The organism is Nocardia barduliensis (assembly GCF_013315795.1).
Taxonomy (GTDB): domain Bacteria; phylum Actinomycetota; class Actinomycetes; order Mycobacteriales; family Mycobacteriaceae; genus Nocardia; species Nocardia barduliensis.
In genome coordinates, this window is the sequence record NZ_JABLTE010000048.1 from 1 (window position 1) to 12,781 (window position 12,781).

The following is a 12,781-nucleotide window of genomic DNA, read 5'->3' on the forward strand; positions in this document are numbered from 1 at the left end:
GCCCCCACCTTGCGCGGCAACTCCGACCATCGACGTTCGCCGCACCGCCGCCTCGCCACCCGTGCCGCCGCACGCAGCGCGAATCCCGAACGGAGACTTACGATGACCGCCAAGACCACCCCGAACGCCGCTCGGCGACTGCTCACCTGTGCCGCGATCGTCGGCGTACTCACCGCGGGCGCCGCGGGGGTCGCGGGCGCCGAGTCGCACTCCGGCCCCTCGAACCCGCGCAACGGCACGGGCGACAACACCGGCTGGCATCACATCGACCCCATGGGTCAGCACCACCGCAACAGCGATCGACTGGACGCCGAGGAAGCCGACCAGGCCGTCCGCGACTACCGCAGGCGGCAGAGCCAGGCCGCGCCGACCGACGTCGTCACCAACGGAAACGCCAACGGCTCGAGCTGGTCGCGTGTGGCCCGCCCGGACGGCAGCGGCTACACCGTGTGCCGTCCGCAGGCCGCCTGGTGCCGGTGACCGCAGGCCCAGCGCACTCCCTCGCACCCGAAACCTTCCGTGGCATCACTCTGACCTAACCGTACCGCTAACTAGCGGCACATTACTTGAAGTATCACCATCCCGGAAATCCACTCCGGCCGGGATAGCACGAAATGGGGAAACACATGATCAAGTTCAACGGGCTTCGCCGGACGACCGCGTGTGACGACAAGCGCGGCGGCACGGCACGGACGCTCACCCTGCTGGCGGCGGCAGCGGTGGCGGCGGGCGGCCTGAGCCTCGGCGCGGGCACCGCCGAGGCTCAGGGCGCTGCCTGCCTCTGGGCCGGGGGCGCCTACGGCCAGGGCAGCACGGTGGTCGCGGGCGGCTGGACCTTCGCCTGCGGAACCGACGGGCACGGCGCACCGTACTGGCACCGCGGCCACGCCGTGCGACAGGCCAGCACCGTGCCCAACCCGGGCGCGTACGCCCACCCCGCGGGCCTGTTCAGCCCCGGCGCACGCCAGTACGGCACGGAATACAACGACTACTGCGTCGGAGCCCAGCTCATCGAGGGCTCCGAGGACGTCTACCAGGTGGTCTCGGACGGCCGCGGCGCACTGTGGTGGAAGGCCGCAGGCCCGATCGACCAGTGGGCCTTCGATCCCGGCACCGGGCCGCAGCGGTCCTGGCGGTCGGCGAGCCTCTGCTACGACGGCTCCCTGACCTGACCCGATCACCCGGCTTCCGCACGCCCGTAACCGTCCACGGTTACGGGCGTGTTCGCATTCGCGCGGGCCGTCGCTCGGACTCCAGCCGGATCCGCTCGCCGAGGTGATCCGGTACGTGCCAGCTGATGTCGGCTCTGGTGGCCGCGATCAGCTTGCGGCGCACCGACGCGACCTGCGCGTCGACCGTCCGGATCGAACTGCCCCTGCGCGCGGCGATGGCACTGTTGGCCCAGCCGGCCGCGGCCAGCACCGCGACCTCGCGTTCGGCGGGCGTCAACTCGTCCCAGCGCGAGGCCGTCGACCTGACCTGGGCGCGGGGGCTCGGCAACTGGTCGGCGGGCAATCTGCCCAGCAGCAGCAACTGCAGTTCGTCGCGTTCGGGACGCAGGCGGGCGCCGCGCTGGACGGCCGCCGCGTGGGCCTCGGCGCCGATGACCGCGGTGACCGCCGCGACGGCCTGGGCGGTGCCGCGGGCCACCAGCGTCACGCGATCGGCGACGATGCCCATCGAGCGGTGCAGCGTCGCGATTCCGCCTTGCAGATGGGCGATCTCGGTGGCGGCGGCGGACGCTTCGGCGCCGCGGATGTCGCCCGCTTCGATCCGGGCGGTCAGCGAGTAGGTCAGCGCCATCATGCTGAAATGCGCGACCCAGCCGGCGGTCCAGGTGTCCCCGGTGCTCAGTAGGCGTTCCAGCGTGGACTGTCCGAGTTTCACCGCCTCCCGCGGATCACCGTGCCGGGACACCGCGATCATCCAAGCCAGCTCGGCCCAGGAGGTCGCCCAGCCCGCGTCGGAGGCTACGGCCCGATCCAGATGTTTGCGCGCGGCCCCCAGCGCGACGTCCGCCGTACCCAGGTTCGCGTAGCTGAGCGCCTCGAACAGCTCACTGCGCTGCTCCCCCGCCCGATCACCCAGGGCAGCGAATTTCCGGCGCGCCCTGGCCAGCACGTCGACCGCCCGCAGGTCGAGGTGGATCAGCAGCAGTTCCAGGCCCCAGGTGAACTCGACCGCGGCGGGCAGGCCCACGTCCACCGCCGTCGTGTCGCGCCAGCGGCGGCGCAGGTCCGGGTCGGTCAGGCACTCCGCGGCGCATTCGTCCAGCAATTGCGCGGTGTAGGCGTGCCTGCCCTGCCAGATGGCGATCCATCCCACCAGCGCGGTCGCGTTGATCCGCAGCCGCGTCGGCGGCGGCTCGACCTGCGCGGTGACTTCCAGGGCCTGTTCGGTCAGGCTGGTGATGGCGCGGTTGGATCCGGTGATGAACGGCACGCGCAGCGCCATCAGCGTCGCGGCCGTCTCCAAGCCGACCACGGCCTCCTCGGGATCGGCGAGGCTGGTTTCCACGGCGATGAGGATGTTGTCCCACGCCGCCCGCGCCCACGTGATCCATTCCTGCTCGCGCGGTCCGTACCACATGGCGGGGCCCGCGGCGACCCGGTCCCGGTAGTGCCGCCGATGCCGGGCGAGCAGGCGCGCCTGGTCCAAGTGGTCCTGACGGGTGGAAAGGCGGTCGCGCACGAACACCCGGACGCTCTCCAGCAGGTAGTAGCGGACCGTGGCCGCGGTGAAGTGGACCGACAGCAGCGAGCGTTCGACCAGGCGCTCCAGCAGCCCGCCGATCTCCGCCGCGGGCAGCGCCGCGTCCGCGCACACCGCCACGATCGCGTCGAGTTCGGCTCCGCCGGACGGGCTCTCGTCGTCGTCGGTGTCGCAACCGGTGGCGAAGACCGACAAGCGATCCAGCAGCAGCTGTTCGGACGCGGTGCACAGGCCGTAGGACCAGGCGATCACATCGCGCACGCTGCGGTGCCGTTCCCCGACGCCGCCCCGGGCACCGTGCGTCCATTGCAGGCGTCGATCGTCGAAGTCACCGGACAATTCACGCAGGACGATCGCGGGTGGCCGGTGCAGCAGCCGCGCCGCGGCCAAGCGGATGAACAGCGGATTGTTGTCGACGTGCCCGCAGATGCGGGTGGCGATGGCCAGCTGCCCGGGGTCCTCGGGGATCGGCCGGCCGGTGCGCTCGGCGCGCCGCCGGAACAGTTCCAGGGCGTGCATGCTGGACAGCGGCGGCACGGTCACCAGGTGCTCATCGATCCAGCCGACCGGCTCGCGGCTGGTCGCGACGATGGTCAGGCCGGAGACCGCCTGCAGCAGCCCCACGATGAGCGGGCCCACCCCGCCCAGCACGTGCTCGCAGTTGTCCAGCACCAGGATGGTCCGGTGGGTCTCGTCGTCGGTGCCGCCCTCGGTGAAAGTCGCCATCAAGCCGTCCCAGGCCGAGCGGCCCGCGATGCCGTTCTTCGCGACCGACAGCAGGACCTCCTCGGCGACCGCCCCGGTCTCCACGCCGGCCGCGAGCCGGGCCAGGCGTGTCCAGTAGACCGCGTGCCGCGCCGCGCCGCGATAGCGCCGCACGGCTTCGACCGCCAGCGTCGTCTTGCCGATGCCGCCGGGCCCGACCAGGGTGATCAGCCGGGCGCTCGGCGAGTTCAGCAGGGCGTCGATCTGCCGCAGTTCGGCGTGCCTGCCCACGAACTCACCGGGCGCGGCCGGACCGTTGCCGCCACCGCTGTTCACCTCCGACATGCCGATCCACCTACCGATCCGGAAAACCACCGCTCGGGCAGCCTAGTAGGCGCGGAAGGGCGAAACGATTCGCGAGTCCCGTGCCCGCGCGGACGATGGAGAGGCAGCCGTCTACCGATCCCTGGTCACCCCTCGACGGCGGCGGCTGGGCCGCCGCTCGGATTCGTACCGGACCCGATCGGCGAGCTCGTCGGGGATGTGGCGGGCGATGTCGGCGCGGGAAGCGATCATGAGCTTCTGCCGGATGGCGGCGACCTGGGCGTCGACCGTCCGGACGGAGCTGCGCCTGCGGCCTGCGATGGCGCTGTTGGGCCAGCCCGCCGCCGCGAAGACCGCGACATCGCGTTCGGCCTCCGACAGATCGCTCCAGCGCGAGCCGGGCCGCCGCGACACCGGCCGGGAAGCGACCGGGCGGTCCGGCCGTCGCGAGACCGGCGCCGGATCGCCGGTGGCCCCCCACAGCGCGTCCAGTTCGGGACGCAGCCGCGTCTTGCGTTCGGCGGCGGCGTAGGCCCGGTCGCCGAGCACCGCGCGGGAGACCTCCACGGCGCGGCGGATCTCGGCGGCGACCAGCGGCACCTGGTCGACGAGGATGCCCATCGAACGCTGCCGGGTCTTGAAACTGCCCATCAGGTAGGCGATCTCCGTCGCGGCGTCGGCGGCCGCGGTGCGGTCACCGCCCTCGGCCCGCTCGGCGCTGACGACCTGGGACAGCGCGACGATGTGCGCGCCCACCGCCCAGCTCGCCGTCCAGGTGTCCTGCTCACCGCGGTGGCGGGCGAGGACGCCCTGGGTGAGGGTCAGCGCCTCGGCGGCGGACCCGTGCTTGGCCAGCGCCACCGCGCGCGCGATCTCGGCCCACGCTCGCGCCAGCGTCGATCCGGACGACACCGACCGCTCCAGGAACCGGGCGGTGTTCTCCAGCGCCGCCCGCCGGTCGCCGAGCAGCGCGGAGCAGAACGCCACGAACACGTCGCTGCGCTCGGCGCCGATGCGATCGCCTTGTTCGGCGAATTTGCGCCGGGCCCGGGTGAGGACGGTGACGGCGCGCGGGTCACCACGCACGAGCATCAGCTCGAGTCCCCACATCCACTCCACCGGGGCGGGCAGCCCGAGATCGGTGTCGGTGTATCGGGGCCCCACACCAGAGGGGACGGTGGCGCAATCGGCGAGCAACTGGGGGATCTGATCGGCGCGGCCCTGCCACAACGAGATCCAGCCGAGCAGCGCGGTGGCCAGGTCGGCGAGCTCGGCGGGACCGAGTCCGGCCGCCCGGGTGACCTCGAGTGCGCGTCCGGTCAAGCGGGTCAGCGCGCCGGCGCCGGACTTGACGTAGGGCACTTTCATCGAGAGCAGGACGGTGGCGGTCTCCAGGGACACCACGGCCTCCGCCGGATCGGCCAGGCCCGATTCGATGCCGAGCAGGATGTCGTTCCACGCCGAGCGCGCCCACGCCAGCCAGGCCCGATCCTGCGGACCGAGCCAGATGGCCTGTCCGGCGACCACCTTGTCCCGGAAGTACCGGCGATGCCGGGCGGCCAGGCGGTCGAATTCCGCGCGGTCCCGACGGCGCAGCCGGTCGCGGGCGAACACCCGCACGCTCTGTACCAGATACCAGCTGACGGTGGTCGCGGTGAGATGTGCCGACAGCAGGGACTGTTCGGTGAGCCGCTCCAGCAGGTGTTCGATCTCGCGCGCGGGCAGGGTCTCGTCGGCGCACACCGCGATCGCGGCGTCGAGTTCGATGCCGCCGCGCAGCGACTCGTCGTCGGTCTCGTAGCCGGCGGCGAAGACCGACAGCCGCTCCAGCAGCAATTGCTCGGCGGGGCCGCACAGCGCGAAAGACCAGGCGACCACGTCGTAGACGCCGCGATGCCGCTGTTCGGCGCCCGCACGGGCCCCGTGTGTCCAGTGCAGGCGCTTGTCGTCCGCGTCGCCGCTGAGCTCGCGCAGCACCATGGCCGGCGGCTGATGCCGCAGGCGCGCCGCGGCCAGCCGGATGAACAGCGGGTTGTGGTCGACTCGCCGGCAGATCCGCGCGGCGACGTCGGCCTGTTCGCGCTCGTCCGGGATGGCCCGTCCGATGAGTTCGGCGCGCTGCCGGAACAGTTCGAGCGACTGCCGCGGCGAGAGTGGCGGGACGGGCAGGATGTACTCGTCGGCCCAGCCGATCGGCTCGCGGCTGGTGGCCAGGATGGTCAGCCCCGGTGCGGCCTCGAGCAATTCGGCGATCATCGCCGCGACCGCGCCGAGCAGGTGTTCGCAGTTGTCCAGTACCAGGACCGCGCGCTCGACGGATCGGTCGCCGCTGGTGAAGGTGCGCACCAGCGCGGCGCGGGTCGGCGGCGCGCTGGGGTCGGTGCGCACGGCCGACTGCATCACGTCCTGCGCGGTGGCGGCGCTGTCGGCTTCCAGCCCGGCCAGCCGCGCCCAGTACACCGGCCTGCGCCTGGCGGGCGCGCCACGGCGCAGCGCCTCGGCGGCTAATCGCGTCTTGCCGATCCCGCCCGGGCCGACCAGGGTGATCAGGCGGGCGCCGCCGTCCAGCAGCGTGCCCAGCCGGTCCAATTCCGTTTCCCGGCCGATGAATTCACTGGTGGATGCAGGCAGCACGTCGCCACGTGCCTGAACCAGGGACATAAAACGAAAGTTAGCCGACAACGCGGCAACGCGCTCGGCAATCAGAGGTTACAACGAGGTCAAGCCCCTGCTTTTGCGGGCGATGGACCCCGTTTCGCGCTTCCCGTGCGTGCGGGTTCTACCCGGCGGAGGCCATTTGCTGGTAGTGCATCTGGACCACCGCGCTGTCGAAGGTCATCACGTCGACCAGTTGCAGCCCCGACACCACCGCAGGCGTCGGGAACAACGGAATCCCGCCGCCGAGCAGGATGGGATGCACGAACAACCGGTACTCATCGATCAGGTCGTGCTTCATGAAGGCCGACGCCGTCTCGGCGCCGCCGAACAGCACCATGTCGCAGTCCGGCCGCGCGCGCAACGCGGTGATCTCCTCGACGAGACCGTCGCTGACCACGCGGGTGTTCCACGCCGTGGTGGCCAGGGTCCGGGAGAAGACCAGTTTGGGCGTCTGTTTCCAGCACCGCGCGAAATCCACGTAGAACTCCGAGATCGCGGGGTCCACGTCGGCGGTCGGCCAGAACGACGCCATGATCTCGTAGGTCTTGCGACCGTAGAGGAACAGGTCGGCCGAGCGTAATTCGTCCAGGAAGGACTCGCACAGTTCCTCGTCCACCACCGGCCAGTGGACTTCCTGATCCGGCCCCTCCGCGAAGCCGTCGAGCGACATCTGCATCCACAGTGTCACGGTTCCCATGTGCCCACACCCATCTGCTGCCCTTGTGCGACAGTCAGATTGTCGGGGTGAGCGACACTTCGGCGCATCGGTAGGTGGCCGCCGGACATACTTAGGTAGACCACCGTAGGTATTCCCGTTGAACTGTGAACGCACACGGGATGCTTACCAATATACCGCTGATCAACGGCACGTTACTGTCACGTATCGCCAACGGTGGGAATCTGAAACGTTAATGCTCCGGTCGTCGACGCGGCCCCGCGCGACCGATCAGGTCTCCGGCAACGCCTCCGACAGCTCGGCGTCCTGACCGAGATACCTTGCGACGGACTGATTTACGAGGGACGCGGCGACCTCCGCCGGGATCACTCTTGTCTCGTCCAACTGCTGCGCGAGTTCGGCGGCGCGCGCCGGGCCGCGATCGGAATCCTGGAACGACGCCCACACGGTTCGCCGGAACAGGTCCACGTAGCGGCGCGCGATCCGGTCGGCGTCGGCGCGCAGCTTCTCCAGCTCGCCCAGCGCCTCGTCGGCCGGAATGCCCGCGGCCGCCAGGCGATCGAGGCTGTGCGCCAGCCTGCGATCGGCGATCCGATAGGTCGCCGCGTCGACGGGTTCGTACAGACCCGCGGTGACGACCCGCGCCAGGCCGTTGGGCACGTCGCGGTAGCGCTCGGCGAGTTCGGTCGCCGCGATCGTGTCCCCGGCGTCGGCGGCGGCGGTCTCGTCCGCGTCCGGCTCGACGACCCCGAGAATGTCCCCGAGATCGTCGCCGCGATCCCAGGCGTTGAGCAATTCCTTGATGCCGTTGAGCTTGATCCCACGATCGAGCAATCTGCTGATGGTGCGCACCCGGTTGAGGTGGTCGGCGCCGTAGAACCCGGTACGCCCCTTCACCTGCGGGGGCGGCAGCACACCGCGTTCGTGATAAACGCGCAGGCTGCGCACGGTCGTACCGGCCTCCCGCGCCAGCTCGTCGATCGTGTACTCCACACCCGCAGTCATATCTCAAGGAAACCACATCGCAACACGGGACACCCGCCGGTGCGCGGCCATTGCCGGGGCGACCGACCGGTCTCTAGCAACAAACTGGCTAACATGCTCCGCGCGGGGTCGATCCGCCTGCGAAGACGCTCGCGGACGGCCCTTCCCGCCGCTGGAAATCCACTCGGGTGCCCGGCTCCGGCCGCTGCGCCTATCCTTCCGGCATGGGTGAATCAGCGGGCCCCCCGGCCAGTCTCGCCGACCGCGAGCGCGCGATGCGCGAGCTGACCCACCATCTGGGCACGGGCCGGCTGAGCCTGACCGAATTCGACGAGCTCAGCGCCGCCGTCGCCGCCGCGACCAGCAGGAGTCAGCTGGCCGAGTTGTTCGCCGACCTGCCTGGCACCACACCGCCCGCGGCCGAGGTCGTCCCGGTCAATCCCCTGCCCCGCCTGGTCGTGCTGGCCGGGGCGGCCGTGGTCTTCTCCGTGGTGCTCGCGGTGACCACCGGCAGCTGGCTGTGGCTGCTGGTGATCCTGGCCGCGCCGGCGCTTTTCATGCTCACCGCGCGCGCCACCTGAGGCCGGTCACCACCGCGACTTCGGCCGCACGTAATTGGCCAGGTCGACCAGCCGATAGCGGTGCAGACGATGCGGGGCGATCCGCGCGAGCGCCCGCAGGCTGGACTCGAGCCCGCGCTGCAGACCCATGGTGGTGAACGGGAAGCCGAGCAGGGTCGCGTCCGGATCGGCCGCCTGACCGCCCGCGCGTACCCACTCCAGCGCCGCGCCCACCACGATGACCTGCAATTGCAGCGCCCGCGGTTCGTCCGGCGCCGCGTCCAGCCGAGCCGCCGCCTCGAGCAGATCGGCCTCGGTGGTCTCCGGGATCGGTTGCGAGACCAGCAGCAGACACCCGGTCATCCGCGCCACGCTCTGATATCGCGACGCCTCCGGGACCTGATCCAGGACCTCGACGGCTTCCAGCAACCCGCCGTCGGCGGCGAGTCTGCGTGCCAAGCCGAAGGCCGCGCTCACCACGCCGTGGTTGGTCCGCCACACCGTGCGGTAGTACTCCTCGGCGAGCCGATGCCAGTGCTCGCCCGCGGCGTCCCCGAGATGCTGCAGGGTGAGTTCCGCGGTAGCCGCGAGGGCGAGCGCCGGGGCGATCTCACCGGGCAGCATGCAGTGCACCAGGTCGAAGTATTCGTAGGCGCGTTCGTACTGTCCGTCCAGCAGGGCGGCGACGGCGGAGTACCACTCCAGGCGCCAGTCCGTGCCGTAGTCGGGCCGCAGATCGGCGAGCCGATCGCAGGCGGGTATCACCTCGCCGAGGTCCAGGTGCGCGCGCACCGCGGTCAGCGTGCCCTCCAGTTCGAACGTCTCCGGCTCCGGAATGGTCCCCGAGACGATGCGGTCGGCGGTGCGGCGCAGCGCGTCCAGCGCGTGCCCGGGGTCGCCGTGCAGCAGCGTGGACAGCAGGTCGGCACTGGGGTCTTCGCTGTCGATCAGCGGAACCGGCAGGGCAGCGACCACGCTGGGCGCGTCGAGGGCGGGCAGGCGATGGCGTCCGTCGGTCATACCGTCGGTCTGCCCGATCAACGTCTCGATGCCGAAATCGCCGCGCATGGCGCCGAACTCGAGCGAGGACTGCGGATGCTCCTTGCCGGTGTCGTAGGCGAGCACCATGCGCAGGACGCCGGCGAGCTGACCGTACATCGCGTAGGCGGTCGGGAAGCGGCGGCGCGGATCGGGGTCGGTCGCGCGGCGCAGCAGCCGGTGCAGCGCCGGATAGTCCCGCAGCAGCGGCTGGTCCTCCGGCGACGGGATACCGGGCAGCTGGTGCCCGTCGGCGTTCTTGGGCATGTCAAGCACCAAGGCGGCCAGCGTCCGTCCGACGGTGTAGATGTCGGAGGCGACCGTCGGGCCGGTCTCGGTGATCTCGGGCGCTTGGTAACCCGGGGTGCCGTAGATACTGCCGTAGGACTCCATGGCGGCGACCGCGCCGAGGTCGATCAGCTTGACCTCGTCCTCGCTGACCATGATGTTGTCGGGCTTGAGGTCGTTGTAGGCCAGACCGAAGGAGTGCAGATAGTCCAGCGCGGGCAGGATCTCCATCATGAAGGCGATCGCCTCGGAGACCGGAATGCGGTCCGGCGCACGCAGATCCAGCATCTTCTTCAGCGAGCGGCCGCCGACGTACTCCATGACGATGTAGCCGTCGGCCACGTCGCGCCCGGAACGGTGCTTGACGAAGTTGTGGATCTTGACGATGCCGGGATAGGCCACTTCGGAGAGGAACTGGCGTTCGGCGAGGGCGACCACGTGCGCCTCGAAGTCGAGCGGGTTCTGCAACCCCTTCAGCACCACCCAGCGGTCGCTCACATTGCGGTCGACCGCGAGGTAGATCCAGCCGAGCCCGCCGTGGGCCAGGCAGCCCTGGACTTCGTACTGGTCGGCGACCATCTCCCCGGGCTGGAGGGAGGGCCGGAAGTTGAACGGCGAGGCGCATCGGCCGCACTCACCCTCCACGGCGCCGGGCCCCGCGTCGGTGGTGCGGCCGACCGGCTGCTGACATTTCCAGCAGAACCGTTTGTGCTCCGGCACTTCCGGGTTCGGCATGACCGCGGTGCGCGGATCGAGCGGGCTCACCTTGGGCATGGACACCAGCCCGCCGCCCAGTCTTCGCACGCTCGGCCGCGAACGCGCGCTGCGCCCGGAACCGGGCTCGGACTCGAGTGCGCCGAGCAACAGCTCGGCCGTGCCGATGGTGCGCTCACCGGCGCCGTCGGAGCCGGTCGCCGGTTCGGCGACCCCCGGAGCCGGGTCGACGGCCACGGCACGTGGTGGTTCGACGTACCGTGGCGCCGACCACGGATTGGGTGGTAGTCGCGGGGGCACCTCGGTTTTGAGCAGGTGTCGAGTTGCCCAGGGGTGGGAAGTTCGCCGAGGCACGTCGGTGCCGCGCATTCGCCGATTCGCCCATGGATGCGCAAGTGGACGGTCGGATGCGCTGGGGTGCTCCGGCATACGAACCTCTCAGACCCGCCGTTGAATCGCGGTTTCATTCTGGTCCGCCGCCTGTCGATGCGCGCGAGTATTGTTCCCGGCATTGGGAATGGATCCGCCCCGGGCGAACGGCCCGGGGCGGATACTGCTTCACTCCTCGTCGGGCTTGTCGAGGATCACCACCGGGTCGCCGCCCTGTGCGCGCAGCGGCCGCTCGGCCAGAACCGGGAACTGACCGGTGATGCCCTGGCGGATCTCCGCGATCTGCAGCACCCGCTTGCGGGCCAGGAACCAGCCGCCCACCAGCGCGGGAACCATGATGACGAGCATCGCGATCACCGCGCCGCGCTGCACGTGGTCGTCGCTGAAGGCCATCAGACCGACCACGGCAACCAGGAACACCAGCGTGGCGAAGCTCGTGTACGGCGCGCCGATCAACCGGAACGACGGCCGTTCTACGCGACCCTCGCGTGACCAGCGCCACAGCTGCAGCTGGCAGATCACGATCGCGGCCCACGCGAAGATGGTGCCCAGTGCCGACATGTTCAGTACGATCTCGAAGGCCTGCTCCGGCACCACCGCGTTCAGGCCGACGCCGATCAACGCGACCGCTCCGGTGGCCAGGATGCCCACATAGGGCACGCCGCCGCGGGACATCCGCGCCGCGATGGTGGGCGCGCTGCCGTTCATCGACATCGAGCGCAGGATGCGGCCGGTCGAGTAGAGGCCCGCGTTCAAGCTGGAGAACGCCGCGGTCAGCACGACGAGGTTCATCACCGAACCGGCGCCGTCCACACCGAGCCGCGAGAAGAAGGTGACGAAGGGGCTTTCACCGTTCTTGAACGCGGTGTAGGGCAGCAGCAGCGCGAGCAGGACCAGCGAACCCACGTAGAACAGCGCGATCCGGGCGATCACGGAGTTGATCGCGCGCGGCATGATCTTCTCCGGGTTCTCCGCCTCACCGGCTGCCGTGCCGACAAGTTCCACCGCGGCGTACGCGAACACGACCCCGGTGGTGACCAGAACCAGCGGAAGCAACCCGGTCGGGAAGAGCCCGCCGTTGTCACCGATGACGCTCGGGCCGGTGACCTGGCCGTCGACCTTGAAGCGGCCCGCCAGGAACACCGTGCCGACGATCAGGAAGGTGACCAGCGCGATCACCTTGATCAGCGCGGCCCAGAACTCGAGCTCGCCGAACCACTTCACCGACACGAGGTTGATGCTCACCACGACGGCGAGGGAGACCAGCGCGATCAGCCACTGCGGTACCGCCTCGAACGCTCCCCAGTAATGGACATATGTCGCGATGGCGGTGATGTCTACGATCCCGGTCATGCACCAGTGGAAGAAGTACATCCACCCGACGGCGAATGCCAGCTTCTCGCCGTAGAACTCGCGGGCGTAGGAGACGAACGATCCCGAGGAGGGGCGATGCAGCACCAGCTCACCCAGCGCCCGCAGGATGAAGAACACGAACACGCCACAGATGGCGTACACGATGAAAAGCCCTGGTCCCGCACTGGCCAGCCGGCCACCCGCACCGAGGAACAACCCGGTGCCGATCGCCCCACCGATAGCGATCATCTGCAGCTGACGCGGGCGCAGCGACTTGTGGTAGCCCGAATCCTCGTCTTCGAGCGCGGCAGACTGCGCGGACGCCTCCGCGGGTGGTCGAACTGTGGTCATGGCGATGGCCTTTCAGGTGACGGCGATC

General features: G+C 70.1%; 9 protein-coding genes. 3 read left to right on the forward strand and 6 right to left on the reverse strand.

What is annotated here, in order from left to right:
* Positions 1 to 480 (forward strand): hypothetical protein (locus tag HOV91_RS21040; RefSeq protein WP_217440956.1); only part of this gene is annotated, 480 nt, incomplete at its 5' end.
* Positions 481 to 626: 146 nt separating this feature from the next.
* Positions 627 to 1,172, forward strand: a complete 546-nt coding sequence (locus tag HOV91_RS21045) for a hypothetical protein (protein WP_174187123.1) — start codon at positions 627 to 629, stop codon at positions 1,170 to 1,172.
* A gap of 40 nt (positions 1,173 to 1,212) precedes the next feature.
* Here HOV91_RS21045 and HOV91_RS21050 read toward each other — a convergent pair whose 3' ends face one another.
* The 4 genes from HOV91_RS21050 to HOV91_RS21065 all read right to left on the reverse strand — a co-directional run bounded on the left by HOV91_RS21050 (position 1,213) and on the right by HOV91_RS21065 (position 8,080).
* Positions 1,213 to 3,762 carry an ATP-binding protein gene (locus HOV91_RS21050; protein ID WP_174187124.1) on the reverse strand — a complete coding sequence of 850 codons (2,550 nt, stop codon included), beginning with the start codon at positions 3,760 to 3,762 and terminating at the stop codon, positions 1,213 to 1,215.
* A gap of 111 nt (positions 3,763 to 3,873) precedes the next feature.
* Positions 3,874 to 6,402 (reverse strand): ATP-binding protein, encoded by a 2,529-nt coding sequence (locus HOV91_RS21055; protein WP_174187125.1) that lies wholly within the window; start codon positions 6,400 to 6,402, stop codon positions 3,874 to 3,876.
* A gap of 118 nt (positions 6,403 to 6,520) precedes the next feature.
* On the reverse strand, positions 6,521 to 7,096 hold the full coding sequence (locus tag HOV91_RS21060; RefSeq protein ID WP_246350497.1) for a dihydrofolate reductase family protein: 576 nt from the start codon (positions 7,094 to 7,096) through the stop codon (positions 6,521 to 6,523).
* Between the two features lie 249 nt (positions 7,097 to 7,345).
* The gene (locus HOV91_RS21065; protein WP_174187126.1) at positions 7,346 to 8,080 is read right to left on the reverse strand and encodes a MerR family transcriptional regulator; all 735 of its coding nucleotides are present in this window, start codon (positions 8,078 to 8,080) and stop codon (positions 7,346 to 7,348) included.
* A 203-nt stretch (positions 8,081 to 8,283) separates the two neighbouring features.
* Here HOV91_RS21065 and HOV91_RS21070 point away from each other — a divergent pair, with 203 nt between their 5' ends.
* Entirely contained in the window at positions 8,284 to 8,640 is a 357-nt protein-coding gene (locus HOV91_RS21070; protein WP_174187127.1) for a DUF1707 SHOCT-like domain-containing protein, read from the forward strand.
* 6 nt (positions 8,641 to 8,646) lie between these two features.
* Here the strand turns inward: HOV91_RS21070 and HOV91_RS21075 are convergent, their stop codons facing one another.
* Positions 8,647 to 10,896 (reverse strand): serine/threonine-protein kinase, encoded by a 2,250-nt coding sequence (locus tag HOV91_RS21075; RefSeq protein WP_312884721.1) that lies wholly within the window; start codon positions 10,894 to 10,896, stop codon positions 8,647 to 8,649.
* A gap of 321 nt (positions 10,897 to 11,217) precedes the next feature.
* Positions 11,218 to 12,753, reverse strand: a complete 1,536-nt coding sequence (locus tag HOV91_RS21080; protein ID WP_174187129.1) for an amino acid permease — start codon at positions 12,751 to 12,753, stop codon at positions 11,218 to 11,220.
* Between the last annotated feature and the right edge of the window lie 28 nt (positions 12,754 to 12,781).

Bases quoted from the DNA above. Each gene is read 5' to 3' on its own strand.
- HOV91_RS21045 (WP_174187123.1), top strand. From the start codon at position 627: ATGATCAAGTTCAACGGGCTTCGCCGGACGACCGCGTGTGACGACAAG.
- HOV91_RS21050 (WP_174187124.1), bottom strand. From the start codon at position 3,762: ATGTCGGAGGTGAACAGCGGTGGCGGCAACGGTCCGGCCGCGCCCGGT.
- HOV91_RS21055 (WP_174187125.1), bottom strand. From the start codon at position 6,402: ATGTCCCTGGTTCAGGCACGTGGCGACGTGCTGCCTGCATCCACCAGT.
- HOV91_RS21060 (WP_246350497.1), bottom strand. From the start codon at position 7,096: ATGGGAACCGTGACACTGTGGATGCAGATGTCGCTCGACGGCTTCGCG.
- HOV91_RS21065 (WP_174187126.1), bottom strand. From the start codon at position 8,080: ATGACTGCGGGTGTGGAGTACACGATCGACGAGCTGGCGCGGGAGGCC.
- HOV91_RS21070 (WP_174187127.1), top strand. From the start codon at position 8,284: ATGGGTGAATCAGCGGGCCCCCCGGCCAGTCTCGCCGACCGCGAGCGC.
- HOV91_RS21080 (WP_174187129.1), bottom strand. From the start codon at position 12,753: ATGACCACAGTTCGACCACCCGCGGAGGCGTCCGCGCAGTCTGCCGCG.